22 protein-coding genes, 1 tRNA gene and 1 riboswitch are annotated in these 25,072 nt (G+C 60.8%); of the genes, 10 read left to right on the forward strand and 13 right to left on the reverse strand.

What is annotated here, in order from left to right; translation table 11 throughout:
• Window positions 1–122: 122 nt before the first annotated feature.
• Window positions 123–259: riboswitch (cobalamin riboswitch) on the forward strand.
• A gap of 29 nt (window positions 260–288) precedes the next feature.
• Window positions 289–1,317, forward strand: coding sequence for a sirohydrochlorin chelatase (locus NW848_RS08185; protein WP_414508730.1), 1,029 nt, complete (start codon window positions 289–291; stop codon window positions 1,315–1,317).
• Between the two features lie 111 nt (window positions 1,318–1,428).
• Window positions 1,429–2,322 (forward strand): hypothetical protein, encoded by an 894-nt coding sequence (locus NW848_RS08190; RefSeq protein WP_414402789.1) that lies wholly within the window; start codon window positions 1,429–1,431, stop codon window positions 2,320–2,322.
• Here the strand turns inward: NW848_RS08190 and NW848_RS08195 are convergent.
• From NW848_RS08195 to obgE, 4 genes are read right to left on the reverse strand one after another with little or no spacing between them, the layout of a single operon-like run.
• The gene (locus tag NW848_RS08195; protein WP_414402788.1) at window positions 2,319–2,936 is read right to left on the reverse strand and encodes a PAP/fibrillin family protein; all 618 of its coding nucleotides are present in this window, start codon (window positions 2,934–2,936) and stop codon (window positions 2,319–2,321) included. The two genes, NW848_RS08190 and NW848_RS08195, sit on opposite strands and share 4 nt — an antisense overlap.
• 55 nt (window positions 2,937–2,991) lie before the next feature.
• A complete protein-coding gene (locus NW848_RS08200) occupies window positions 2,992–3,699 on the reverse strand; it encodes an L-threonylcarbamoyladenylate synthase (protein WP_011431175.1) in 708 nt (235 codons plus the stop codon).
• A 21-nt stretch (window positions 3,700–3,720) separates the two neighbouring features.
• Window positions 3,721–4,089, reverse strand: coding sequence for a hypothetical protein (locus tag NW848_RS08205; RefSeq protein ID WP_228375305.1), 369 nt, complete (start codon window positions 4,087–4,089; stop codon window positions 3,721–3,723).
• Complete coding sequence (obgE, locus tag NW848_RS08210; protein WP_011431177.1) at window positions 4,031–5,188, reverse strand: GTPase ObgE; 1,158 nt, start codon at window positions 5,186–5,188, stop codon at window positions 4,031–4,033. Before obgE ends, NW848_RS08205 begins: the two co-directional genes overlap by 59 nt.
• A gap of 200 nt (window positions 5,189–5,388) precedes the next feature.
• Here obgE and NW848_RS08215 point away from each other — a divergent pair, with 200 nt between their 5' ends.
• From NW848_RS08215 to NW848_RS08235, 5 genes are all read left to right on the forward strand, one after another.
• Window positions 5,389–6,360, forward strand: a complete 972-nt coding sequence (locus NW848_RS08215) for a 30S ribosomal protein S1 (RefSeq protein ID WP_011431178.1) — start codon at window positions 5,389–5,391, stop codon at window positions 6,358–6,360.
• Between the two features lie 126 nt (window positions 6,361–6,486).
• Window positions 6,487–7,773, forward strand: coding sequence for a recombinase family protein (locus tag NW848_RS08220; RefSeq protein ID WP_011431180.1), 1,287 nt, complete (start codon window positions 6,487–6,489; stop codon window positions 7,771–7,773).
• Window positions 7,774–8,153: 380 nt separating this feature from the next.
• Entirely contained in the window at window positions 8,154–8,990 is an 837-nt protein-coding gene (bchL, locus tag NW848_RS08225) for a ferredoxin:protochlorophyllide reductase (ATP-dependent) iron-sulfur ATP-binding protein (RefSeq protein ID WP_041439195.1), read from the forward strand.
• Window positions 8,991–9,148: 158 nt separating this feature from the next.
• The gene (locus tag NW848_RS08230) at window positions 9,149–10,126 is read left to right on the forward strand and encodes a protochlorophyllide reductase (RefSeq protein ID WP_011431182.1); all 978 of its coding nucleotides are present in this window, start codon (window positions 9,149–9,151) and stop codon (window positions 10,124–10,126) included.
• A gap of 29 nt (window positions 10,127–10,155) precedes the next feature.
• Window positions 10,156–11,556 carry a ferredoxin:protochlorophyllide reductase (ATP-dependent) subunit N gene (locus tag NW848_RS08235; protein WP_011431183.1) on the forward strand — a complete coding sequence of 467 codons (1,401 nt, stop codon included), beginning with the start codon at window positions 10,156–10,158 and terminating at the stop codon, window positions 11,554–11,556.
• On the opposite strand, the gene NW848_RS08240 is transcribed toward NW848_RS08235, so the two are convergent.
• The 4 genes from NW848_RS08240 to NW848_RS08255 all read right to left on the reverse strand — a co-directional run bounded on the left by NW848_RS08240 (window position 11,553) and on the right by NW848_RS08255 (window position 15,733).
• A complete protein-coding gene (locus NW848_RS08240) occupies window positions 11,553–11,789 on the reverse strand; it encodes a hypothetical protein (protein WP_011431184.1) in 237 nt (78 codons plus the stop codon). The genes NW848_RS08235 and NW848_RS08240 overlap by 4 nt on opposite strands.
• A gap of 75 nt (window positions 11,790–11,864) precedes the next feature.
• A complete protein-coding gene (hemL, locus tag NW848_RS08245; protein ID WP_011431185.1) occupies window positions 11,865–13,175 on the reverse strand; it encodes a glutamate-1-semialdehyde 2,1-aminomutase in 1,311 nt (436 codons plus the stop codon).
• 78 nt (window positions 13,176–13,253) lie between these two features.
• Window positions 13,254–14,492 (reverse strand): (E)-4-hydroxy-3-methylbut-2-enyl-diphosphate synthase, encoded by a 1,239-nt coding sequence (gene ispG, locus NW848_RS08250; protein ID WP_011431186.1) that lies wholly within the window; start codon window positions 14,490–14,492, stop codon window positions 13,254–13,256.
• A 725-nt stretch (window positions 14,493–15,217) separates the two neighbouring features.
• The gene (locus tag NW848_RS08255) at window positions 15,218–15,733 is read right to left on the reverse strand and encodes a bifunctional nuclease family protein (RefSeq protein WP_041438544.1); all 516 of its coding nucleotides are present in this window, start codon (window positions 15,731–15,733) and stop codon (window positions 15,218–15,220) included.
• 65 nt (window positions 15,734–15,798) lie between these two features.
• On the opposite strand from NW848_RS08255, the gene NW848_RS08260 reads away from it, so the two are divergent.
• Entirely contained in the window at window positions 15,799–16,629 is an 831-nt protein-coding gene (locus NW848_RS08260) for a cobalt-precorrin-6A reductase (RefSeq protein WP_414510874.1), read from the forward strand.
• Here the strand turns inward: NW848_RS08260 and NW848_RS08265 are convergent.
• Window positions 16,587–16,943 carry a single-stranded DNA-binding protein gene (locus NW848_RS08265; protein WP_011431189.1) on the reverse strand — a complete coding sequence of 119 codons (357 nt, stop codon included), beginning with the start codon at window positions 16,941–16,943 and terminating at the stop codon, window positions 16,587–16,589. The genes NW848_RS08260 and NW848_RS08265 overlap by 43 nt on opposite strands.
• Before the next feature lie 372 nt (window positions 16,944–17,315).
• Here NW848_RS08265 and NW848_RS08270 point away from each other — a divergent pair, with 372 nt between their 5' ends.
• Window positions 17,316–19,466 (forward strand): NAD(P)H-quinone oxidoreductase subunit 5, encoded by a 2,151-nt coding sequence (locus tag NW848_RS08270; protein ID WP_099812848.1) that lies wholly within the window; start codon window positions 17,316–17,318, stop codon window positions 19,464–19,466.
• Between the two features lie 492 nt (window positions 19,467–19,958).
• Here the strand turns inward: NW848_RS08270 and NW848_RS08275 are convergent, their stop codons facing one another.
• Window positions 19,959–20,768 (reverse strand): response regulator transcription factor, encoded by an 810-nt coding sequence (locus NW848_RS08275; protein WP_414508732.1) that lies wholly within the window; start codon window positions 20,766–20,768, stop codon window positions 19,959–19,961.
• Between the two features lie 67 nt (window positions 20,769–20,835).
• Here NW848_RS08275 and fni point away from each other — a divergent pair, with 67 nt between their 5' ends.
• Window positions 20,836–21,912 carry a type 2 isopentenyl-diphosphate Delta-isomerase gene (fni, locus tag NW848_RS08280; protein ID WP_041438548.1) on the forward strand — a complete coding sequence of 359 codons (1,077 nt, stop codon included), beginning with the start codon at window positions 20,836–20,838 and terminating at the stop codon, window positions 21,910–21,912.
• Between the two features lie 260 nt (window positions 21,913–22,172).
• On the opposite strand, the gene NW848_RS08285 is transcribed toward fni, so the two are convergent.
• The 3 genes from NW848_RS08285 to NW848_RS08295 all read right to left on the reverse strand — a co-directional run bounded on the left by NW848_RS08285 (window position 22,173) and on the right by NW848_RS08295 (window position 24,854).
• A complete protein-coding gene (locus NW848_RS08285) occupies window positions 22,173–23,792 on the reverse strand; it encodes a DUF6930 domain-containing protein (RefSeq protein WP_414508733.1) in 1,620 nt (539 codons plus the stop codon).
• 131 nt (window positions 23,793–23,923) lie between these two features.
• Window positions 23,924–23,996: transfer RNA gene (locus tag NW848_RS08290), tRNA-Thr, on the reverse strand.
• A 162-nt stretch (window positions 23,997–24,158) separates the two neighbouring features.
• Window positions 24,159–24,854 (reverse strand): TPM domain-containing protein, encoded by a 696-nt coding sequence (locus tag NW848_RS08295; RefSeq protein WP_011431197.1) that lies wholly within the window; start codon window positions 24,852–24,854, stop codon window positions 24,159–24,161.
• Window positions 24,855–25,072: the final 218 nt, after the last annotated feature.

Raw genomic sequence — 25,072 nt, forward strand, 5'->3', positions numbered from 1 at the left:
TCCCAGGGGCAAGGGGGATTAGCGCGGCAACAGTTTTGCTGCCCTTTGAGCATGAGTCTGCCGTACCGCTCATGCCTCAGGGCTATCTTCTGGCAGACAAGGACATCCCCCCCAGGGGGCTTGGTGAACGACAAGCGGCAAGCTAACCTAAAAGGCTCAGGCAGACTGGGGAAAGTGCGGTGCAAGTCCGCCACTGTGACGCAACTGTGATGGGATCCCTCCCTCAGCCAGAACACCCACCTGCCGTTGTCCTGTACCCCTTGCGATTCACAAGGAACGGAGTTTTTTGTGTTGGATGTCCTCAGTTTTTCCCCTCCCCGTGCGGTTGGGCAGTTTTCTTCTCCTGCCTTGCCCCTGTTGCTCATCGGCCATGGATCCCGTGACCCTGAAGGGCAGCAAGCCTTTCTGGAGCTGGCCCAAGTTTATCAATCCCTCACCCCCCATCGGCCGGTGATCTCCTGCTTTTTGGAGCTAGCCCAGCCCAGTATTGCCCAGGGGGTGGAACAATGCTTGGCCCAAGGGTGGCAGGAGATCGTGGCCCTGCCGCTGCTGCTTTTTGGGGCGCGCCACAACAAGTTCGATGTGACGATGGAACTGGATCGCCTGCAGGCCCTCTATCCCCAGTTGCGCATTCATTACGGTGGGCCGTTGGGGATCCGCATCGAGATCCTGCAACTGCTGCGAGACCGATTGGCCGCTTTGATGGCCGCCCAACCGCAGCGGATCCCAGAAGCAGAAACCGTGCTCCTGTTTGTGGGTCGCGGCTCCAGCGATCCCGAGGCCAATGCCGAAGCCTGTAAACTGGCTCGGCTGCTTTGGGAAGGATCTGGGTTTGCCGCTGTGGAAACTTGCTTTATCGGCATTACCCATCCCCGCCTGCCCGTGGGATTGGAGCGGGCCCTCTCTTGGCAGCCGCGCCGGGTGGTTGTGCTGCCCTATTTTCTCTTTACAGGGGTGCTGGTGAAAAAAATCGAGGCGGCGGTGCAAGAACGGCGACGCCAATACCCCGAGATCGACTGGCTGATGCTGCCGGAATTGGGCCTTGTGGACGCGGTGCTGCACAGCCTGCAGCAACTGGAGCAGGAAGCTCTCCAGGGCCAAACCCTGATGAACTGCCACCTCTGCAAGTTTCGCCTGGCGGTGAGCGCAGAGCTGGGAGCGGGGCATACTCATCACCATGACCATGACTCCCATGGGCACGGATCCCATCACCATCACTCTCACCATCACCACAACCACGGCCATACCCCCGCAGCAGCAGCGGATCCCTGGGCCGAATTGCAGAGCTACCACCAGCGGGCTTGGCAAGTGCCCTAAGCGAGAAACAGAGGCTGCCGGCGGGATAAACTGAGATGCAGGCAGGCGATCTGTGAACCTGACCTCTGGTTCTCCTGCTCCGGTGGTTCTGCTAGCGAAAAAACAGAAACGATGATGTTCTCCCGCTCCTCTTGGGTCTCAGGTGCCGCTGCCGCGGGGAGCGGGATCTTTGTCTTCGCGTTGGTGGTGGGCCTGCTGGATCAGATCCTGCCGACCCTGCCCAAGGTTTCCCTGTCCTTGGCCGGGATCCCTGGGCTCCTGGCTGCAATTGGGGCCTCCTATGGGGCCTGGCGGGTGGTTCAGATGGGTCTGCAGTCGGGCTCCTGGACTGATTTTCGGGCCTCGCTGGTAGCGGCTCTGTCTCCCTTTGATCCCGCCGATTATGGCGGCAACCCTCGGCAACCCGAGGAGGATTCTCTCCCTTTGCAGTCGGTTGACGAGGATCCTCGAACCCAGATCCGCGATCGACAAATTCTTGATCAAGCTGAGCAGCAGACGGAAACTGAAACCGAAGTAAGCGAACACACTCAAGTAAGACTGCAGGGCGAGCAGCACCAGGATCAAGCTTCGCAGGCCAAGGCCCAACAGTTGCAGCCCCTACAAGAATTGTCATCACCTTCTTCCCCAAGCCCTGAGTCGGCAAAACCCACACCAGAGCCAGAGCTCAACCAAAAACTTCGCCAACTCCAGATGCAGGTCGCCACTCTGAAAATAGAACTGGAACTCCAAGAAATCCAACTGCAGCAGTTGGAGGTGAGGCGGACTCGGCTTCAGCAGCAGAAGCAGAAACTCAAGCACGTTCTGCGTCGCACGGCGTCCGAAAATCAAAGGCTGCGCTTCTTACAGGAGCAAAAAGCCCGGCAACTGGAGCAAACTCAACAGGAGCTGCAAACTTTGCGAGAGTCCTACCGCGCCTTGCAAGTTCTCCAGGAAATAAGCTCCACCCTAACCCAAAACCCATCTCACGAAAGGGCGGAAACGGAGTCCTCTGGATCCTCCGACTAGCCGACCCGCTTTAGAACAAATACACTCCCCTCGCTGCCCCGACCCAGCCGCAAGTCTTCATCCAAATAGGTGATATCCAGCCAACCCGTTGGCTCGCGGCGGCGGATATCGATTTGAATAGCCGGGATCCGCTCCGGAGCCCGCTCGAGCAAATCGAGAAAACTCTCGATCTCGTAGCTCATCAAGGCCTGGGATCCGAGCACCAAGCGCTCGAAAATGACCCTGACCCGGCATTCCGACTCTGGGTAGAAGCGGGCCGCCACCGCCACAACTCCCCGGGGCAGCCAAGCCTGCAGCCAGCCGGATCCCTGGATCTCCGCCACGTTAAAGACCCGCCCAGCTTTGGCCCGAATGCACTGGTAGATCTCGCCGGTGGTCAGAAGGGGCAACTGGGCCAGCCGCAGCAGGTCTGTGCTGGTGGTAAATAGGGTAAGCCAGTTCCCCTCCAACTGTTCAGGAACAGAGGTTGGCCTGGGGGTGGGGTTGAGCGCCTCCAAAGCAGCAATGTGAGACAAGATCTGGGCTTTCTGGTCAGGGGAAACCTTCCGGCCTCGGTCAGCCCCCTCCAGCAGGCGCAACAGGGCCAGCTTTTGCTCAGCCAAAGACTCAGGCATGGGCACACTCCACAGGCACCGGCCCTATTCTAGAGAACACGGGATCCCTCTGCCCTCAACCCTCCGCTTCCACCGGCTTCAGATTTAGATTTATTAGATCCGCCACCTGCTCGTACCCCAAGCCGGCCCGCACCAGCAGCGGCTCCGGCCCCGTGAGATCGATCACCGTCGAGACCTGGGCCCGATAGGGAGCCTCGTCATCCAGCACCAAATCCACCTGTTTCTCCAACTGTCGCATTTCCTCGGCGGTAAAGATTCCCCCCTCTTCCCAATCCCCAGCAGAGTCAAAACCCACCTCCAAAGAGCCGACGGGATCCCCGCCCAGCTTGGCCGAGGTGGAGACGATGGGATTGCCCAGCTCGGCCAACAGCGCCTGACAGATGGCCGAATCGGGCACGCGGATGCCGGTGGTTTTCCGCTTGGGATCCATGACCAACTTGGGCACCAGCTTGGTGGCCGGCAGCAAAAACGTAAACGGGCCCGGGATCAGCCGCCGCATCAGCCGATAGGCGGGATCGCTCACTTGGGCATACTGGGCAATTTGGGAAAGCGAAGGGCACAAAAAGGTGAGGGGCTTGTCGTTGGAAAGCCGCTTGAGACGCCTTACCCGCTCCACCGCCTGCTTGTGGGTGACATCGCAGCCAATGGCATAGACCGTATCGGTGGGGTAAAGCATGACCGCCCCTTCCCGCAGAGCGGCTGCAATCCGTTGGATGGAACGGGCCTGGGGATGCTGTGGATGGAGCTTAAAATACTCGGCCATTCGGGAGAAAAAAGCAAAACCTCAAGACTCGGAGCGGCTAGGGCTTTCCACCACTTCCGCAACTCCCCCAGAACGAGGGGTAGGCGGCACCGACAGGGATCCCTGCGGCCAATCTTTTAGCCGTTGCATCAGCGCTTGAATATGCAGACGAGGCAAATAGGGCCAGTCGCCTGCTTCCTCCAAATCCTGAAGCACCCGATAGAGCTCTTGCCGGGTGTTGGGCAAAGACTCTCGGAAGGCCCCCTCCAAAATCGTGCGGTGCAGATCCTCCAACAACCGCAGGAGCATCAACAGCTCCACACAAGCTCCCGCCCTCGCCTGGGCCGCCTGCTCAATGGCCAACTTGATCTGGCGCAAATCGGGGGGCAGATCCTCCGCCGAGATATACATAGCCGCTCATCTCTGAGTTTTGGGAAGGCAGGGGCACTCCTATTCTAAGATTCTCCTGCCCCCGAACTGGCTGGATTTTGCTAGCCGCCGCGGGTCGATGGAGATCCGGATCCCGGCCCAGGCACTGCCACACCCGCTGCAACAAGGGCTCCAGCCCCTGCCTGGCAACCGCCGAGATGGCCGATACCGGGGCACCGGCAGCCATTGACAGCCGCTGGGTGCGCTCGCTCACCTCCTGGGGCTCAAGGGCATCGATCTTGTTCAAAACCACAATCTGCGGCTTGTCGCTTAGCCCGTGGCCGTAGGCGCGCAGCTCCTGCTGAATGATTTGGTAATCCCTGACGGGATCTGCTGCTGTGCCGTCCACCAGGTGGATCAACACCCGCGTGCGCTCCACATGGCGCAAAAAGTCGTGGCCCAACCCCACCCCTCGGTGTGCCCCCTCGATCAGTCCGGGAATGTCGGCAAACACCACCCCATCCCCGGCAGGATGGGGCACCACTCCCAAATTGGGCTGCAGGGTGGTGAAGGGGTAATCGGCGATCTTGGGCCGGGCGGACGAGACCACCGAGATCAGGGTGGATTTGCCCGCATTGGGCATACCGACGATCCCCACCTCGGCAATGAGCTTTAGCTCCAGGCGCAGGCGTCGCCGCTCTCCCGGTTGGCCCCTGGTAAATTGGCGGGGAGCCCGATTGTGGTTGCTGAGAAAATGGGCATTGCCCAGGCCGCCTTTCCCGCCCCGAGCCACCAGCAGCCGATCCCCGGGCTGCACCAGATCCCCCAGCAGCTCGCCGGTCTCTGTGTCGAACACCATTGTGCCGCAGGGCACCCGCACCAGCCGATCCGCACCACTGGCGCCACTGCGATGGTTGGGCCCCCCTTTGGCCCCATGTTCTGCCTTGATCACCGGCTGAAAGCGAAAATCCAACAAGGTCTGCAGGCCGGGATCTGCCACCAGGATCACCGAGCCGCCCCGTCCTCCATTGCCCCCTGAGGGCCCTCCGGCGGGCACATACTTTTCCCGGCGAAAGGCAACAATGCCATCTCCGCCGTTCCCCGCCTGCACTTCAATTTCCGCCTGGTCGATAAAGTGCAATCGCCCCTCTCCCACCTGTGGCCCTCTCTCTCTAGCTTGGCAGGATCGCGAGGAAGTTTGCCACAAAAGCTGCCCTCTTAAGCTACTATAGTATTTCCCAAGCCATTGCCTGTCCCGCCTGGGAGGGTGAGCGAGTATGGGAGCTGTTCCTTACAAGTTCAACTGCTAATTCGCATCAACTGCTCTGCTGTTACACCCCTATGAGTCGATTCACCGCTGCTGCCGATGTAGGTTTCACCACCGAGGACTTTGCCGCCCTCTTGGATAAGTACGACTATCACTTCAGCCCTGGCGAAATTGTAGCTGGCACGGTATTTTCGGTGGAGCCGGGCGGTGCGTTGATCGATATTGGGGCCAAGACGGCTGCCTTCCTGCCTTTGCAGGAGATGTCCATCAGCCGGATAGAGGATCCGCACGAGGTGCTGCAGCCGGGAGAGACGCGCGAGTTTTTTATCCTCACCGAAGAAAATGAAGAGGGGCAACTGACCCTCTCCATCCGCCGCATCGAGTACATGCGGGCTTGGGAGCGGGTGCGGCAGCTACAAAAAGAAGACGCCACGGTGCGGGCCACCATTTTTGCCACCAACCGCGGAGGCGCCCTGGTGCGTATTGAGGGACTGCGCGGCTTTATCCCCGGCTCCCACATCAGCAGCCGCAAGCCCAAGGAAGAGCTGGTGGGCGAAGAGCTGCCCCTGAAGTTTTTGGAGGTGGACGAAGACCGCAACCGACTGGTGTTGAGCCATCGCCGCGCCCTGGTGGAGCGGAAGATGAACAAGCTGGAGGTGGGCGAGGTAGTGGTCGGCACGGTGCGCGGCATCAAGCCTTACGGTGCCTTCATCGACATTGGCGGCGTCTCTGGCTTGCTGCACATTTCCGAGATCTCCCACGAGCATGTCGACACGCCTCACAGCGTCTTCAACGTCAACGACGAAGTGAAGGTGATGATCATCGACCTAGACGCAGAACGGGGTCGCATCTCGCTGTCTACCAAGCAACTGGAGCCCAATCCCGGCGACATGCTGCGAGATCCCAAGCTGGTTTACGAAAAAGCAGAAGAAATGGCGGCCAAGTACCGCGAGCAACTGCGGGCTGCCAAGCAAGGACAAGTCGAGGAGGCGCCGCTGGAGGTTTCGGAAGAGGAGCTGGAATACGCGGCTGCGGCGGTGGAGTAAAGCCATCTTGCGGAGAGCCTTCGGCGGCCAAGGCTTGCCGGTTTGTCTCTCCCTTAGCCTAGCTGGGATCCCTGGCCAAGAGGGGTGTCGGGTGCGGGTACAGCAGCGGTGAGAGTTTGCTTGTCCATGAGCGTTTGCGGCTACCTCTACACGCCCGCCCATGCCTCTTGGCCAGACCAGGAGCTGGCCTGGTTGAAAGCACACGGGGCCGATCCCATCTGGCACGACTGGGGATCCCGCATCCATCTGGAAGAGCTGTTGCAGGGCATTGCCGCCGGATCGGTGCAGCAGGTGCTGCTGGTGCGCCTGGCGGATCTGGGGGATCGAGTGGAGGAAGTCCACCAACGGCTATTGCAGATCCAACAAGCGGGGCTCCGCCTCAGCTTGGTCAACGAGTCCGGCCTGCACACCCCCAGCGCTGCTGCCGATTGGATCCCGCTGCTGGCCGAGCTCCCCCATCAATTGCAGAGCCGCCGCCTCTGCTGCAGCCAAGCCCAAAACCGTCTAGCGGGCAAGCCTCCCCCTGGGCCTGCCCCCTTTGGCTACCGCCGCGAAGGGGATCGCTACGCGCTGGATCGCCGCCAAGCCCCCATTGTTCAGGATTTTTTCCAGCACTTTCTTCTCTACGGATCCTTGCGCCAGGCGGTGCGCTTCATCGCTGAAAAACACCACAAGCGCATTTCGGTGGCCACCGGGCGCAACTGGCTGCTCAACCCGGTCTATCGTGGAGATCTGGCCTACGCCGACGGCACCGTTCTGCGCGATACCCACCCGGCTCTCCTCAGCCGCGCCGAGGCCGCCCAGATCGATCGCTGGCTCAAACGCAACCAAAAGATCCCGCGCCGCAGCGCCAGCGCCCCCCGCGCCTTGGCCGGCCTAGTCCATTGCCGCGTCTGCGGCAGCCTTCTGCGCATTGTGCAAACCACCCCTCGCAAGGCCAAGAAGAACGGCTCCTCCTACCTCTACCTGCGTTGCCAAACCTGTCGCTACAGCCTCCACTACGCCGCCGTTCTGCAGGAGGTGATCCGCCAAGTCTGCCAACAGCTCCCCCAGCGGGCCCAAAACCTGGATCGGCAGGCCCTGGATCAAACCCGCCAACAGCTCCAAGCCCAGATCCAAGCCAACAGCGAGCGGCTGCGACAACTGGAGGAGCTGCAGCAATCTGGACTAATGGACGAACCTGCCCTGGCCCAGCGCTGCTACCAGTTGCGGGCGGAAACGGCCCGCTTGGCCCAAAAGCTGGAACAGCTCCCCCCCGCCAACTTCCTCCAGATTGCCCAAACTCTCTCCATCCCGCCCTTCTGGCAAGACCTCAGCGAGAGTGAGCGCCGCGCCTACCTGCGGGAATTCCTGCGCAGGGTTGAGGTGGATTCTACAGGGGCCGTGCAGATGACCTTTGCCTTCGATCCCTAAGGGATCCCTTTTGAATTGCCGATTCCGCCGCTCCTCTGGACATTGAGACAATTCTTGAGACCCGCCCTCACACCGGGAACAGGGATCCCGCCAGCCGTCTCCATCGGGTTGACGGGAGGACGTTTGTCGTCAGCGCTCGTCAGAGGCGAGGAGAGAGGCATCATTTGCTTTTGATCTACTTTTATACAAAAACAAAAAACAAAAGCTGATAAACAGCTAAAATCTAGCTCTAAAAATCTTTTGGACGGAATTTTGTCTGTCCAGCGATTTAGGAAACTCCTTTAACCTGTTTTAGACTTCCCTTAACTCTTCTTAACACTTCTCAGGAGGTGGATGGGCTGCCGATAATGGCCTTTGCCAGGCTTGTGGAGGAACGTGCTGTGAAGTTGGCAGTTTACGGAAAGGGTGGGATCGGCAAGTCCACCACCAGTTGCAACCTCTCGGTGGCTTTGGCCAAGCGGGGCAAAAAGGTTCTGCAGATCGGCTGTGATCCCAAGCACGACAGCACCTTCACCCTGACCGGCTTTTTGATCCCCACCATCATCGACACTCTGGAGGCCAAGGGCTACCACTACGAAGACATCTACCCGGAGGACGTGATCTACCGCGGCTATGGCGGCGTAGATTGCGTCGAGGCGGGCGGTCCACCGGCGGGGGCCGGCTGTGGCGGCTATGTGGTGGGGGAGACCGTCAAACTCCTGAAGGAGCTAAATGCTTTCGATGAATACGACGTCATTCTCTTCGACGTGCTGGGGGACGTGGTGTGCGGCGGCTTTGCTGCCCCCCTCAACTACGCCGACTACTGCGTGATCGTGACCGACAACGGCTTTGACGCCCTCTTTGCCGCCAATCGCATTGCCGCCTCGGTGCGGGAGAAGGCCAAAACCCGCAAGCTGCGGCTGGCCGGGTTGATCGGCAATCGCACCAGCAAGCGGGATCTCATCGACCAATACGTCTCGGCAGTGCCCATGCCCGTGCTCGAGGTGTTGCCACTGGTCGAGGACATTCGCATCTCGCGGGTGAAGGGCAAAACCCTCTTCGAGATGGCAGAGACGGATCCCAGCCTGGAGCCCGTCTGTCAGTACTACCTGAACATCGCCGACGAGCTGCTGGCCCGCCCGGAGGGGATCGTGCCCCGGCCTGCCGAGGATCGGGAGCTGTTTGCCCTGCTTTCGGACTTTTACAAAACCCCCGTGCGGGAGCCGGCGCTGGTGTAAGGGATCCCAAGCCTGCCAGCTTGCCGGTGTGTCTAAAAGTGAAGCAATTGTTTCGAAAAACCGTCGCAAACCTTATCAATTCGTTGTCTGGCCCGCTTTCCACTCCAAGATGGATTGTGCAGGAAATCCCTCTTGAGGACATGGCAGAGGAGTTGGATATGCAAGCACAAGCGCAACCCACCGTGGTGATTACCGGAGCTTCTTCCGGCGTCGGCCTGTATGCGGCTTTGGCTTTGGCCAAGCGGGGCTGGCACGTGGTGATGGCCTGTCGGGATCTGGACAAAGGCCGGCGGATGGCCCAGCAGGTGGGGATCCCCCAGGGCAGCTACACCTTGATGCCGATCGATCTGGCCAGCCTGGCCAGTGTGCGGCAATTTGTCGAGCAATTTCGCCAGTCGGGCCGCTCTCTGGATGCCCTGGTGTGCAACGCCGCCATCTACATGCCCTTGCTCAAGCAGCCCCTGCGCAGCCCGGAGGGCTATGAGCTGACCATGGCCACCAACCACCTGGGGCACTTCTTGCTCTGCCATTTGATGCTGGAGGATCTGAAGCGCTCCACTTACCCGGATCGGCGGCTGGTGATCTTGGGCACCGTCACCCACAACCCCAAGGAGCTGGGGGGCAAGATCCCGCCCCAACCCCACCTGGGGGATCTGCGGGGTTTTGCCCAGGGTTTCAAGGAGCCGATCAGCATGGCCGATGGCGGCAAGTTCGATCCCGTCAAGGCCTACAAAGACAGCAAAGTCTGCAACATCCTCACCATGCGGGAGCTGCACCGCCGCTTCCACGAGAGCACCGGCATCACCTTCCTCTCCCTCTACCCCGGCTGCGTGGCGGAAACAGGCCTCTTCCGCCATCACTATCCCCTGTTCCAAAAGCTCTTCCCCTGGTTTCAAAAAAACATCACCGGTGGCTATGTCTCCCAGGAGCTGGCCGGCGAGCGGGTGGCCCAGGTGGTGGCGGATCCCGAGTTTCGCCAGTCAGGGTTCTACTGGAGCTGGGGCAACCGGCAACGCAAGAATGCCAAGCCCTTTAACCAAGAAGTCTCGGACGAAGCAGGGGACGAGGCCAAGGCCAAGCTGCTCTGGGATCTGAGCGAAAAATTGGTGGGCGTGCCCCAGTTGGTCGCCCTCTAGCTTGACAAACCCTTTTCTAGGAGCCGACGATGACTGCTGCTGTGGATACTTCCAATACCCTCCACTTTCAATGCGAGACCGGCAACTACCACACCTTCTGCCCGATTAGTTGCGTGGCCTGGCTCTACCCCAAAATCGAAGACAGCTTCTTTTTGGTGATCGGCACCAAAACCTGTGGCTACTTTTTGCAAAATGCCATGGGGGTGATGATCTTCGCCGAGCCGCGCTATGCCATGGCCGAGCTGGAAGAGGGAGATATCAGCGCCAAGCTCAACGACTACGAGGAGCTGAAGCGGCTGTGCCTGCAAATCCAGCGGGATCGCAACCCCAGCGTCATCGTCTGGATCGGCACCTGCACCACCGAGATCATCAAAATGGATCTGGAGGGCCTGGCACAGAAGCTAGAGGCCGAGATCGGGATCCCGATTGTGGTGGCGCGGGCCAACGGCCTCGACTACGCCTTTACCCAGGGGGAAGACACGGTGTTGGCTTCCATGGCCCAGCGCTGCCCGGAGCAGGTGCAGGAAGAGGAGCGGGAGACGCGGGGCGGCCTGCAGGCCCTTTTCTACGGGCTGCGCTCCGGCAAAAAGAAAGAGGAAGAGGGCTTCCACCCCCACCCGCCGCTGGTCATCTTCGGCTCCGTGCCGGATCCGGTGGTTACCCAACTCACTCTGGAGCTGAAAAAATACGGGATCCGCGTCTCCGGCTGGCTGCCGGCCAAGCGCTACGGGGAGCTGCCGGCCATCGAGCCGGGCACCCATGTGGTGGGGGTGAATCCTTTCCTCAGCCGCACCGCCACCACGCTGGTGCGCCGCAAAAAGGCCAAGCTCATCCCTGCTCCTTTTCCCATCGGGCCAGATGGCACCCGCGCCTGGATCGAAGCCATTGCCCGCGAGCTGGGGATCCCGACTCCAGGCCTGGCAGAGCGGGAAGCGGAAGTGTGGCGCCACCCCCAAGTTCAAGAGTACCTGGGCCTGCTGCGGGGCAAGAGCGTCTTCTTCATGGGGGATAACCTGCTGGAGGTCTCCCTGGCCCGCTTCCTGGTGCGCTGCGGCATGACGGTGCAGGAAATCGGGATCCCTTACCTCGACAAGCGCTACCAAGCCGCCGAGCTGGCCCTCTTGGAGCGCACCTGCGAGGAGATGGGGGTGCCCAAGCCCACCCTGGTGGAGAAGCCGGATAACTACCACCAACTGCAGCGCATCAAAGCCCTGCAGCCGGATCTGGTGATCACGGGCATGGCCCACGCCAACCCCCTCGAGGCCCGCGGCATCACCACCAAATGGTCGGTGGAGTTTACCTTTGCCCCGATCCACGGCTTCGGCAACACCCAGGCGCTGCTGGAGTTGGTCACCCGCCCGCTGCGGCGCAACGCCGCCCTCAAAGGCTTGGGCTGGGAACAGTTGGTACGCGAAGAAGCTTCTGTCTAGCCCTCTGGCTCCTCGTTGTCGAAGAGCAAGCCGTCCAGGTGATCCGGAAGTTGCTGCCGGTCGATCCAGACCATGCCCGCCAAAATCGCCTCGGCCTCATTTTGGAAGTAGCCGTAGGCTTTGGCAGCAGGCTCCACTGAGCCATCCTGACGTAGCCGCTGGCAGCAAAAGATAAACCCCTTGTCGGTAGTTTGGGTGGTGATGCGCCAGTTGCGGTGGATGTGCTCGGCCATGGTCGGGGATCCCAATGCAGCAAGGGAGCTCCCTCACCCCCAACCCCTCTCTCAAGGGGAGAGGGGAGAAAAACCCTAGAGCGTGCGCAGCACCTCTCGCGCTGCCTCTAGGGTTCTCTCCACATCGGCCTCGGTGTGGGCCAGGGAAGTGAAGCCGGCCTCAAATTGCGAGGGCGCCAGATACACCCCCCGCTCCAGCATGCCGCGGTGGAAGCGGGCAAACTTCTGCAAATCCGAGCGCTTGGCCTCCTCGTAGTTGCGCACCGGGCCGGCGGTGAAGAAAAAGCCGAACATGCCGGGCAAATAGCCCCCGCACATCTCATGACCGGTCTCTTGTGCAATCTGCAGCAGCCCCGTCGCCAACTGCTCGGTAATCCGCTCCAGATACTCATAGGTACCGGGTCGGCGCAAGATGTCCAGAGTGTGGATCCCGGCCGTCATGGCCAGGGGGTTGCCGGAGAGGGTGCCCGCCTGGTACATGGGCCCCGCCGGCGCCACCATCTCCATAATCTCCCGCCGACCGCCGTAGGCCCCCACCGGCAGGCCGCCGCCGATCACCTTGCCCAGGGTGGTCAAATCGGGGATGACGCCAAACTTGGCCTGCACGCCGCCGTAGCTGATGCGAAAGCCGGTCATCACCTCGTCAAACACCAGCAGGGCGCCATACTTTTGCGTCAGCTCCCGCAAACCCTCCAAAAAGCCCGGCTGCGGCGGAATGAAGCCGGCATTGCCCACCACCGGCTCCAGGATCACGCCGGCAATGGAGTCGGGATACTGCTCAAACAGAGCCTTGACTGCCTCTAGGTCGTTGTAGGGGGCGGTCAGCGTGGCACTGGTGGCAGCCTTGGGCACCCCCGGCGAATCTGGCAGGCCCAGCGTGGCTACCCCCGAGCCGGCCTTGACCAAAAACATGTCCGCATGGCCGTGGTAGCAGCCCTCGAACTTGATCACCTTTTCCCGCCCGGTGTAGGCCCGCATCAGGCGCAGCGCCGCCATGCAGGCTTCGGTGCCGGAGTTGACAAAGCGCACCATCTCCACGCTGGGCACCGCCTCGATCACCCGCTCGGCCAGCTCGTTTTCCAAAACGCAAGGGGCGCCAAAGCTGGTGCCTTTCTCCAGGGCCCGCCGCAACGCCTCGATCACCTCGGGGTGGGCGTGGCCGACAATCGCCGGCCCCCAACTGCCGATGTAGTCGATGTACTGGTTGCCATCCACATCCCAGGCGTAGGCGCCGGCAACGCGGTCGAAGACGACGGGATCCCCGCCCACCGACTTAAAGGCACGCACCGGAGAGCTGACGCCCCCCGGCATAAGCTGCTGCGCCCGTGCAAAGATCTGCCTGGAGCGGCTGGTGTTAAACGAGCGAGTGGGGAGAGTGCTGGTCATACTGGGAGCTGTTCAACGCATCTTCTAGGCTAGCAGGCAAGGAGACCTGCTGGTGGACTGCTGCCCTCTCTTTTGGTTTTAGTTACTTGGGCTTCCTTCTGGGGGATCCACCCACCGCCCATCGGCTTTGATGAGCTCGATCAGCGCCTGGACGCCCTCCGACTCGGGCACCTTCTTCACCTCCTCCTTTCCGCGGTAGAGGGAGATGTAGCCGGGGGTTTTCCCCACATAGCCGTAGTCGGCGTCGGCCATTTCCCCCGGCCCGTTGACGATGCAGCCCATGACGGCAATGTCGAGGCCCACCAGGTGCTGGGTTGCGGCCCGCACCTTCTGCAGTACTTCCTCCAAGTTGAAGAGGGTGCGGCCACAGGAGGGGCAGGCCACATATTCCACCATGGTTTTGCGCAGGTTGAGGGCCTGCAAGATGCCGTAGGCCACCGGGATCTCTTTTTCCGGGGCTTCGGTTAGGGAAACCCGAATGGTGTCACCGATCCCCTCGGCCAGAAGCGTCCCGATCCCCACTGCCGATTTGATGCGGCCATATTCTCCATCGCCGGCCTCGGTCACCCCCAAGTGGAAGGGGTAGTTCAGGCCCAAGGCATCGAAGCGGCGGGCCGCCAGCCGGTAGGCCGCCAACATCACCTGCGGACGGGAAGCTTTGAAGGAAAGAACTACGTTGTGGAAGTCTTGCTCGGCGCAAATCTCGGCATATTCTAGGGCCGACTCCACCATGCCCTCTGGAGTGTCTCCATACATGAAGAGCATGCGCTCGGCCAGGGATCCGTGGTTGACGCCGATGCGCAGGGCTTTGTTCTGAGCTTTGAGGGTCTGCACCAGGGGGGTGAAGGTTTCGCGGATCTTATTGCGGATGGCCTCCAGTTCGGCTTGGGTGTACTCGGTGCGACCGGGCTGCGGCTTTTCCAGGACGAACAGACCCGGGTTGATGCGCACCTTGTCCACGTATTGGGCGACCTCCAGGGCGATCTTGATGCCGTTGTGGTGGACATCGGCCACCAGCGGCACCGGCTTGTAGGTTTGGATCAGCTTGCTCCGAATCGCCTCCATCGCCTTGGCATGGGCCATGCTGGGAACGGTAACCCGCACGATCTCCGAGCCCGCCTCGTGCAGACGACGGATGGCCGCCACCGCCGCATCGATGTCGAGAGTGTCTTCGTTGATCATGGACTGCACCACCACCGGGTGCTGGCTGCCGATCAACACGTTGCCTACGGCTACGGTGCGGGTAGGACGACGGGGGTAGACCGGTTCTGGGTAGGGCTGCTGAGAGGGCGCGTTGGGCCGATCTAGAGTCTGCATGGCTTGCTAAAAAAGGGCTGCTCTAGCTTGATTGTAGGCCGAAATGCCAGCAAGACCGAGGATCTCCCCGCTTGGCCCACAGCTCCGACCCCCCGGCTTTGGCTAAAAAGCGCGGCACAGGTCTAGGGGTAGAAGGCGCAAACGAGCTGACTTCTCGGACAAATGGCGCAATAAAGAAAAGTCAAGCCAATCAACTGCCCCAGGGGAGCAGGATCACTCTCGATGAAGCCGTCCTAGCCGCACAAGCCGCACAATTTGCTAGAAACTAGGGTGTCGGTACTCCCTTTGTCAAGCTGGGCAAACTCCCCTGCCATTCTTGCCAGGGGGACGGTGGCTTTGAAGCAAGCCCGCCTGCCTTGGACGGCAACAGGGTGTCAAAGCAAAACACCCTGAGTTCCAAGATGAGCCGTATGCACCTGGGAGCTCTAGAGGGAGAGAGAGCAATCCCCGGTTAGCGGTATAACCTCGGTCTCAAAGGTTTCTAGAGAAATCCCTCCGCACGAGCAGGCAGCGTTTTGGCTAGGGCCGATAAGCAGGAATTAAAATGCTCCCCTTGGGCTGGCGCGAGGGCGTCCTTTGCGGCCAAGTCTGAGGTGGAGGCAAGCCGCCCCTGAAAACGGCACTCAAGGGCCTAGGGGAACTGTCTACAGGGAAAGAGGCAACTGCCGGCGCTGAGGGTGCTCTTGGAGCCGCTCAGCATCTGTCCTAGCGGAGAAGACAGGGCTTCAGCCATCCGATTCCGTGGGCTGATCCCTGAGGAGGTGGCTGCGAATAAAGTCTTTGGGCGTCACGCTTTCCACAAACTTATGGAAGGCCTCCCGCTCTGCCTCGTCGGCATCTTGGTTCATCGGGATCGAAGCTTCCGCAATCACCTCTTCTACGGTCCAGATGGGGGCATGGGCCCGCAAGGCAAGGGCAATGGCATCGCTGGGGCGGCAGTCGATCTCCTGCTTTTTATCGCCGCAGACTGTAACAAGCACTGCATAGAAGGTGTTGTCCAGCAGCGCGTGGATGATAACCCGCTCCAGCTTGATCCCCCAAGCTTTCCAGGAGTTCAGAATAAGGTCGTGGGTCATGGGGCGGAGGGGCTTTTGGTCGTCCAGCGCCTGCAGAATGGCGTTGGCCTCCGCTCTTCCTACCCAGATGGGTAGGGCACGCCGCTCATGGGTATCGCGCAAGATGACAATGGGAGCCTGGTTGACAGCGTCGACCGCGATCCCAGCCACATGCATCTCGATCATGAGCACTCGCCTCCAGCCTTCAGACCTCGATCGTATCCACTGGTAGCAAACTTTGGCAACACAGCATGGGCTCGGTTCGTACATCACTTGAAGTGGCCCTCATCGGTGGCACCAGCGAAAGCCGCAGCTTGGCCCACGTCCTCAGCCATGAGGGGATCCCTTGGATAGCCACCGTCACCACCGAGGGCGGAAGAAGGCTGTATCGGGATCTGCCCGGCCAGGTGGTGGTGACGCGATTTTCGCCGCCATCTTTGGCACAATTCCTACAGGAACACGGGATCCGCGTGCTGGTAGATGCTTCCCATCCCTTCGCCCAGGAGATCTCGCAACTGGCCATGCAGGTGACCGCCCAACTGGGGATCCCCTACCTGCGCTACGAGCGCCCCCCGGTGGCGTTGGATCCCTGGGTACAGGTGGCGCCGGACTGGCAGGCGGTGCTCACGGATGGCGTACTGGCGGGGCGGCGGGTGCTGCTGACGGTGGGGGTGAAGGCATTGCCCCTGTTTGGGCCCTGGCAGGATCGCTGCCAACTGTGGGCGCGGGTGCTGCCGGAGTCGGTTCCCCAAGCGGTGCAAGCCGGGATCCCTGCCGAGCGGGTGATCGGAATGCGCCTGCCCCTCAGCTTTGAGCAGGAACTGCGGCTTTGGCAGAGTCTAGATCCTCAGGTAGTCATCAGCAAGGAGTCTGGAGAAGCGGGTGGGCTGGCCGTCAAGCAGGCAGTGGCCAAAAACCTGGGGATCCCGCTGTGGGTCATCCGGCGGCCACCCTTGCGCTATCCCTGGTGCAGCCAGGATTTGACAGCGGTGGTGCAGGAGTGCAAGCGCCGACTGGCCGGAGCTCACGCTCAAACAAATCAAAACGGCTCCTCGGCGGGCAGGTCAGCCTCCCGGTCTTGACGGGATCCCAGGAGTTCGAGGCGATCTACGGCAATGACGGGTCTTTGGCGATCCTCACCGGTGGATTTGTCTTTCCAGCGATCGAACTTGAGGCTACCGGTTACCCCAATGAGGCTGCCCTTGCGCACATATTCTCCGGCCACCTCGGCGGTGCGCCCCCACAGCTCTAGGTTGAACCAATCGGGCTTGTCTTCGCCTTTGCGGAAGCGGTTCACCGCCAAGCTAAAGGTACACACCACCCTGCCCGACTCAAAGTAGCGCACCTCCGGATCCATGCCGGCTCGCCCCACCAAGGTCACCAAGTTCAGGCTCATGGGCTTTTCTCCAGACAGTCTGCAGCTTTCAGCCTTTAGTTGTAGCGCTTGCAAGGGATCCCTGTCATCTTGGCAACGACAGTCTCAGCCGATCCCGTCAGCGGGCCGTAGGCCTTGCGGATCTGAGCTGGGGGAGAGTCTTCAGGATATCTCCCGATTCTCCTGCGGGGATCTCGGTTGATCGGGAAGAAGAATCTTTGCTCTCATGGACTGGGTGGTTGCAGGGGGGGCGCTGATCGTGTTGCAAAGATTTACAATATCAGAAGCTCCAGAGCACCTGCCGGCCTAGGCCCCTGATCCCGACAGACAGATTGCCACCGGCCAGCAAGAAGGGCTCATCACTGCAAGAGGACGCATTCAGCACCAGTTCCTATGGAATTCATCTACGCATACGCCTGGTTGATCCCCGTTTATCCGTTGGTGGCGGCTTTTTTACTCGGCTTGGGCATTTTGCTGTTCAATGCCTGGACAAGGGCCAACCGCTCTCTGGCCGCCTTCTTGAGCGTGTTCGCGACGGGAACGGCGATGGTTCACGCCTTTGCCCTCTTGGCCGGCCAAGTGCAGGGCCATGAGACCGTTCTCAAAACCCTCACCTGGGCTCAGGCGGGCTCCTTCTCCCTGGACATGGGCTTTGTGGTGGATCACTTGAGCGCCATGATGCTGGTGGTGGTAACCACGGTGGCCTTTCTGGTGCAGATCTACTCCGACGGCTACATGGCCCACGACCCTGGCTATGTGCGTTTCTACGCCTACCTGAGCCTGTTTGCCTCCTCGATGCTGGGCCTGGTGGTCAGCCCCAACCTGGTGCAAATCTATGTCTTCTGGGAGCTGGTGGGGATGTGCTCCTACCTGCTGATTGGCTTTTGGTACGAGCGGCAGGCAGCGGCGGAGGCAGCCCAGAAGGCGTTTGTCGTCAACCGGGTGGGGGACTTTGGGCTGTTGCTGGGCATTTTGGGCTTCTACTGGATTTCCGGCACGTTTGGGTTCGAGGAGCTGGCTCGCAATGTGGAGCAGATGGTGGCCAACGGCGCGGTGAGCAGCAGCTTGGTTGCCCTGTTTGCGGTGTTGGTGTTCTTGGGCCCGGTGGCCAAGTCGGCCCAGTTCCCGCTGCACGTGTGGCTGCCGGATGCCATGGAAGGCCCCACGCCCATTTCGGCCCTCATCCACGCAGCCACGATGGTGGCCGCCGGGGTGTTCCTGTTGGCGCGCATGTTCCCGCTGCTGGAAGGGATCCCACCAGTCATGGACCTCATCGCCTGGACAGGGGCGGGCACGGCCTTTTTGGGGGCCAGCATTGCCATCACCCAAAACGACATCAAAAAGGGCCTGGCCTACTCCACCATTTCCCAGCTGGGCTACATGGTCATGGCCATGGGATCCGGTGCCTATGGGGCAAGCTTGTTCCACCTGATGACCCACGCCTACTTCAAGGCGCTGCTCTTCTTGGGCTCTGGCTCTGTAATTCATGGCATGGAGGCGGTGGTGGGCCACGACCCGGTCTTGGCCCAGGACATGCGCCTGATGGGAGGGCTGCGCAAGTTCATGCCCGTTACGGCCTTCACGTTTTTGATCGGCACGCTGGCCATCTGTGGGATCCCGCCCTTTGCCGGCTTTTGGTCTAAAGATGAGATTTTGGCCGCGGTTTTTGAGCGCAACCCGGCCCTCTGGGGGGTGGGCTTCCTCACGGCGGGGATCACCGCCTTCTACATGTTCCGCATCTACTTCCTCACCTTTGAAGGGGAGTTTCGCGGCACCAACCTGAAGCTGCGGCAGGAGGTGGCCGTCAGCCAAGGCCGACCGGTGCCGGCTTTTGCCTACGCGTTTGCCGGGAAAGAGGCGGCCTATGGTCCCGGAGCCATGAACATTTACGAAAAGCCCCAGCCCAGCAGCCATCCCGAAGCTGGGGGAGAGGGACACGAAGGGCATGGCCACGCTGCCGAGCCGCATGAATCTCCGGCATCGATGACGATTCCGCTGGTGGCGCTGGCCGTTCCTTCCGTGCTGATCGGCTTGGTGGGCACTCCCTTTGCCAACTTCTTCGAGGCTTTCATCCATGCGCCTGGTGAGTCTGCAGCAGAAACTGGTTGGGCCCAGGTGGCCGCCGAGTGGCAAGCGGTGCTGGCCGGCCACTTCGATTGGGCAGAGTTTCTGATCATGGCGGGCAGCTCGGTGGGCATTGGGCTGATCGGCATTGCCCTGGCGGGTCTTATCTACTGGCAAAAACGTATTGATCCCAGCACCTTCCCCCAAAGTCTGCAACCCCTGTACTACTTCTCCCTCAACAAGTGGTACATTGACGACCTCTACGAGCGGGTCTTTGTGCGGGGCACCCGCTTTGTGGCGCGGGAGGCCTTGGAGGTGGACAGCCGCATTGTGGATGGGGTGGTCAACTTGACGGGCCTGGCGACCATGGTCGGCGGCGAAGTGATGAAATATCTGGAGAACGGCAAGGCGCAGTTTTACGCTTTGATCATCTTTGCGGCGGTGGTGGTGATGGTGGTGCTTTCTGGGGTTGGGGTCTAGCCCAGGAGCTCGGTTGCTGCTGATCAAGGTTTTGCCATCAGCAGTAAACTAACCGGCTCCGACCGCCCCCCTCAATCCCCTCGTATACGGGGGGCAGGGGGGCCGGGGGGCAAGTCTTCCAAGGCAATAGGACTGTTGGTTGCCTGCGCCCTACAAACAATCGCTTTGGAGAGGCAGTGATTCACCCAAGCCTGAGAGCGTCTCTCCCTGCCAGACAGCCGCTGAGCGACCGAAGTACACGCGCCCTTGTCATTCGACTCTCCGCACAACACCGGAGCGCACCCTGCATTGCACAGTTTCTCGGATGCCACCCCGCCACTGTCCTCAACGACCTCAAGCGAGGGCAACAGCGTTGCTGCGATGGGCTTGCGGACGGCAAAGCACTTGGCGCTCCCCCAAAAGTTACCCCTGGGGTGAAGGCTTACCTTGTCACCCTGCCTGCCGAAAACTGCATCTAGGCAGCCACGCAACTGCAAGTGCATCTCTTCACACTCACCCGACACTTGAAGCAGCTCTACGGCGCCGCTGTTGAGGCCCAGATCCTGGGGCAGTTGCGCCAGCAGCTCGACTCGGCTGCTGCAAGGGAGGAGGCGGCTCTATGCCGAAGCTGTAGCCCACCTGGCGCACAGTGTGAATGAGGCGGGGTTGGTGCGGATCGCGCTCCAGTTTCTTGCGCAGGGAGAGGATGTGGGTATCGATGGTGCGGGGGTTGGCGGTGGAATCGGGCCAAGCCCGCTCCAGCAGCTCCTGCCGCGAGAGAGGATCCCCATCGGCCTGGATCAGCACCATCAGCAAGCTAAACTCCTGCGGGGTGAGGTCGATGCCTTGGCCGGCCAGGGTGACGCGCCGCTGCACCAGGTCGATTTTCAGATCCCCATACTGCAGGAAGGTGGGGGGAAGGCTGCGCCGCAGCCGACGGGTCAGGGCCTGAATGTGAGCATCCAGAAGGGGCAGACTAAGGGGCTTGGTGAGGTAGTCGTCTGCGCCTGCCTTCAGCCAAGCGATGATGTCGGCTTCCGCTCCCTGTTGGGAGAGGAGCAAGATCAACACATCGCAATGGCGATGCGCCCACCGGCATAGTTGGAGTCCGGCACGGCTGGACAGCTCCGCATCCAAAATTAAGAGGTGGACAGGCTGCTGTTGCAGCAGGGTTTTGGCTTGGCGAATGGTCTCCGCTTCCCAAACCCGGTGCCGTGCCTGTTGCAGATGCCAACCCAGCAAGCTGCGCAGATGAGGGTTGCCTTCTGCCAGCAAGATGTGCAAAGGTTGCATGGCTACTAGGTTGGATCCCGCCCTCATCATAGACAGCGGGCCACCTTCGGACAATGTTGTTCGCCCGCTACCGGTTGGACAGCCCTCTATCCAGACCATGGCCGATTCTCCATCCCCTATCTCCGAACGTAAGCAGGATCACCTGGACATTGTTTTGCGGCAGGACGTAAACGCCAGAGGGATCCGCACCGGATTTGAGCGGTTTTTCTTCGAGCACGTGGCGCTGCCGGAGCTGCTGCTGCCCGAGATCGATCTCAGTTGCCAGTTTCTGGGAAAACGCCTGCAGGCCCCTCTGCTGATTAGCAGCATGACCGGGGGGACAGACACTGCCCGGGAGCTAAACCTGTACCTGGCGGCTGCCGCTCAAGAGCTGGGCATTGCCATGGGGGTGGGATCCCAGCGGGCAGCTTTAGAACACCCGGAGCTGGCCCAGACTTACCAGGTGCGCCCAGTGGCTCCGGATATTCTGCTTTTGGCCAACCTGGGCGCTGTGCAGCTCAACTACGGCTATGGCCTGGAGCAGGCGCGACGGGCAGTGGAGATGATCGAGGCAGATGCGCTGATTTTGCACCTCAACCCGCTGCAGGAGGCGGTTCAGCCCCAGGGGGATCCCGACTGGCGCAACCTCTATCGCCGCATCGAGCAGTTGGTGAACCAGTTGCCGGTGCCGGTGCTGGTCAAGGAAGTGGGCAATGGCCTCAGCGCCCAAGTAGCCCGGCGGCTGGCCGAGTGTGGCGTGGCCGCCCTAGATGTGGCTGGGGCAGGGGGGACGAGCTGGAGCGAGGTGGAAGCCCATCGCCAGACCGATCCCCTCCAGAAACGCATTGCCCACAGCTTCCGGGACTGGGGGATCCCAACCGCCTTGGCCCTGCTGGAAATCCGCCGCTTCCTGCCCAACCTGCCCCTGGTGGCCAGCGGCGGCATCCGCACCGGCATCGATGCAGCCAAAGCCATCCGCTTAGGGGCCGATGTGGTCGGCATGGCCGCTCCCGCTCTCCACGCCGTCTCCCGAGGGCGGGCCCAGGCGGTGGTGGACAGCTTCCGAGCCGTGATCGAGGAGCTGAGGATCGCCGCTTTTTGCACCGGATCGGCCAACTTGGCGCAGCTACGGCAAGCGGCTTTGCGCTGGCAAGATACCTGGGATCCGCTGCCTCCTATCATGGAAAGGGGTTGAAATCAAATTCCCAACACCTGCCACAGGCTCACCTCCAACCCCAGGACGGCCGCCCCTGCCGCACTTGCTTGCAGCTCACAGGCTACGGCGTCGGGCCTCGGGGCGATAGTTCTCCGCAAGGAGACCCCCTCTTTCCCTGGCAAAAAAGTGCCTCTGGAAAGGCTTGGCAAAGGATATCTCCAGCCTCAGGCTTTGAAACGCCGTCTGCGAGGCCTGGGCGGTCTTGGGATCCCTTAGCTGGGGGCTGCCCCAGGAAGCCTTTAGGGAAAGTGCAACTGTCGGCTAATGCGCACCATAGGCCCCAGGCCCAATCGGGTCGGGTTGAGCGCCTGCATCTCAAACAGGGCCAGAATGTGGCGTACCTGCAGCTCTGGCCGGTTGGAATTTACCCCCATCGCCACCACCAGGCCACAATAGCCGCCCGTCTCGCGGCAACGCCGCTCCCAGCGCCTGCGAGCTTTGGCGTGCACGGGATCGTCCTCGGGAAACTCTGCAAACAGGTGCAGGTCGCGGTTGCCCGTTTGGACAATTTCCAAGTCGTAGCGGCTGCCGGCAAAGGGATCCACCCCTGTGTTAAAACAAACACCCTGGGGCCCCCCTTCGCCGCGCAGGTTTTCGATCAATTGCTTGGCCTTGGGGCGGGAGGTGCGCACGATCACCACCGGCAGCCCTTCACCCCTTGGCACCAGCTTACTCTGGGGGAGAGGATGCCATTGCCCTGTGCGGCGCAGCGCCTCTACGGTGGCCCAGGGCAGCACGCCCAGGCTAAGCTGCGCACCCTCAGGCACCAGATCATCTCGCAGCAGGGTTTGGGTGTGCTCTTCTTCGTCTCCTTCTAGCTCCAGAAGTTCTACAGCCAAGTCGGGCAAGGTGCGCACTTGCACCGAGAGGGTTTCCCCTGGGGCCTGGGGGTTGGGAATGCGATACCGCCCCTGACAGGGTTGGAAATCCTCTTCCAGCTTGCGGCGGTACTGCTTCAAAAAACGATGCAAGGCCTCCAAAGCCACCGCCACAGCCGCCGCCTCATCTTCCTGCAAAACAACGCGCAGGCCCTCGAGAGGGTGGATGGTGCCGAAGTTCGGCTCGATTTCTTCGGGATCCAGATCGGCCAAGTCCAGGTCTGATAGCTCGTTGAGTTCGGGATTGCGAGCTTGAAAGGTGAGATAGAGACAATCTTGCCTGAGGAAGGCTTCCTCCATCTCCTCGGAAGTCTCTGGTTGGCCCGCGTCCTGGCGAAACCGTTTGAGGGAGTGCAGCGAGCGATAAAAAAGAACCCCGTACTCCATCCCCAGCCGCCCCATGACCGAGACGTAGAGGGTTTCAATATCCCAGCGATTTAGCTCGATCGCCAAGATTTGGTGATCCTCTAGATAGTCCCAGGGGGCATCTTGCCAGAGGGTGAGGGCTTTGCCGGCCAGCAGCTTCGCGTAGTTCTCCGGCAGCGGCGGCGGGATCCCCTCACTGGCCTCTGCAAAGCTCTGCAGGATCTCGTCGATTAGCGGCAATTCCGGCTGGCATTCCACTTTGATGTCCAGCTCGTGCAAAATGCCGCGCAGGAAAAACTGCACCTCCCGATCCCGCACGACGACCTTTTGCGGACGAGCCGGCAAGGCAGCATTGGGCCGCTCCATAGCCATGATCAAGGTTCGCACCATCGGCTCCAAGCCGGAGCCAGCAGGCACCACCTCCATGGCCCGCACCACGCCCTGAACGCCATCCACCCATAAAATGCACTCCCCCTCAGCCAAGCCGGCGGAGATCTGGGATCCCAGGGCTAGCGAACCTGGTAGGCGGTGGCAATCCCCTTCCCATACCGAGGACACCTGGGGCAGCTTTTGCAATCGACGAACTGTAGCGGCTGGCAGACCCGACATAGACATCTAGAGCAAACAAAGGAACAAATTGGCAGATACCCTGCGCGGGGATCTGAGGGGGTGAGGATGAAGGATCCCCCTGAAGTCAATCTAACCAAACTGCCAGAGTCAAAGCTGAGTGACTGAGCCGCCTGCCAAGCTGATGGTCAGACTCGAACTGACGACCGCTCGATTACAAGTCGAGTGCTCTACCAACTGAGCTACATCAGCAATTTAGCTCTACCGATTCTAGCATTCTCTCTTGGGAAGTTGTCCCCCAGCCGCTGGCTTGCTTCGGGGGGCAAGAGGCGGGGGATGCTTTCTTGACCCAGAGGCCCACCCCCCTCCCAGAGGGAGAGGGGAAGGGAGCTTAGCCTCAACTTGGCAGGACGGCTACTGCTGCTCCGCTGCCGGTTGGGCAATGGGGGCCAAGTAGATCACCAAGGCTCCTGCGAGAAAGCCCAGGATGTTGCGCACCAGCGGGAGCCAATCCTGGGTGCGGGTGATCACCGGGCCGATGCCGAAGGCCCCAAACAAAATGAACCACAAGGGAGAGATAAGCAAAGCCCAACGCCAGTTAAACAGCTCCTCCGCGTGGCGGGGTTTGCCGGCAAACCCGAAGACGATCCCGCCCAAGATAGAGGTGAGCAGCGTCAGGATCCACTGCTCCTGCGGCAGTCCGGGCACCACACGGCAGCCCCCTTGGTGAAAACAGCGATCCAAAACGTCAACGGTTTCCAAAATGGCGCGCTGAGTGCCGTGCTCTCGCACGTAGAACTGGTTGCCGAAGCGAGATTGCAGCTCAATCCAAAAGGTACGCGGCAGGATCTCCCGCACCGCGTCTCCCACGTTAAAGGCCAGCAAGTTGCCTCCCCTGGGATCGGCCACCATCAAAACGCTGCGCTCGTTCAGGCCCCAGTACTCTTTCACTTGGCGGCCTGGGGTTTGGTCAAACTGGGTCAGCACCCGCAGCTTCCAGCCCGTTTCTTCCTCCAACCGGTTCAGATGCTCGGCCAGTTGTGCTTCTTGATTGCTGGTCAACTGATCCGCCAAATCCAAAACCGGCACCGGCGGCTGCGGCAACTCCATCTCCACCACTGGCAAAGCAGGCTGGGCCCAGAGCGGGGATCCCCCACCTAGCCAAATCCACAGCCCCAGGCAAAAGCTTGCCCCGACGCGCAGTATCCGTTGCCATCCGATGCTCATGCTGGTTCCTCTCTTGGCTGTGATGACGAGATACTGAGAACTGGTGTTAAGAAGTATTTCAAGTTCTTACAGATCCATCATGCATCGGGACAAATCGTTTG

This window comes from Synechococcus sp. RC10A2, from assembly GCF_047502605.1.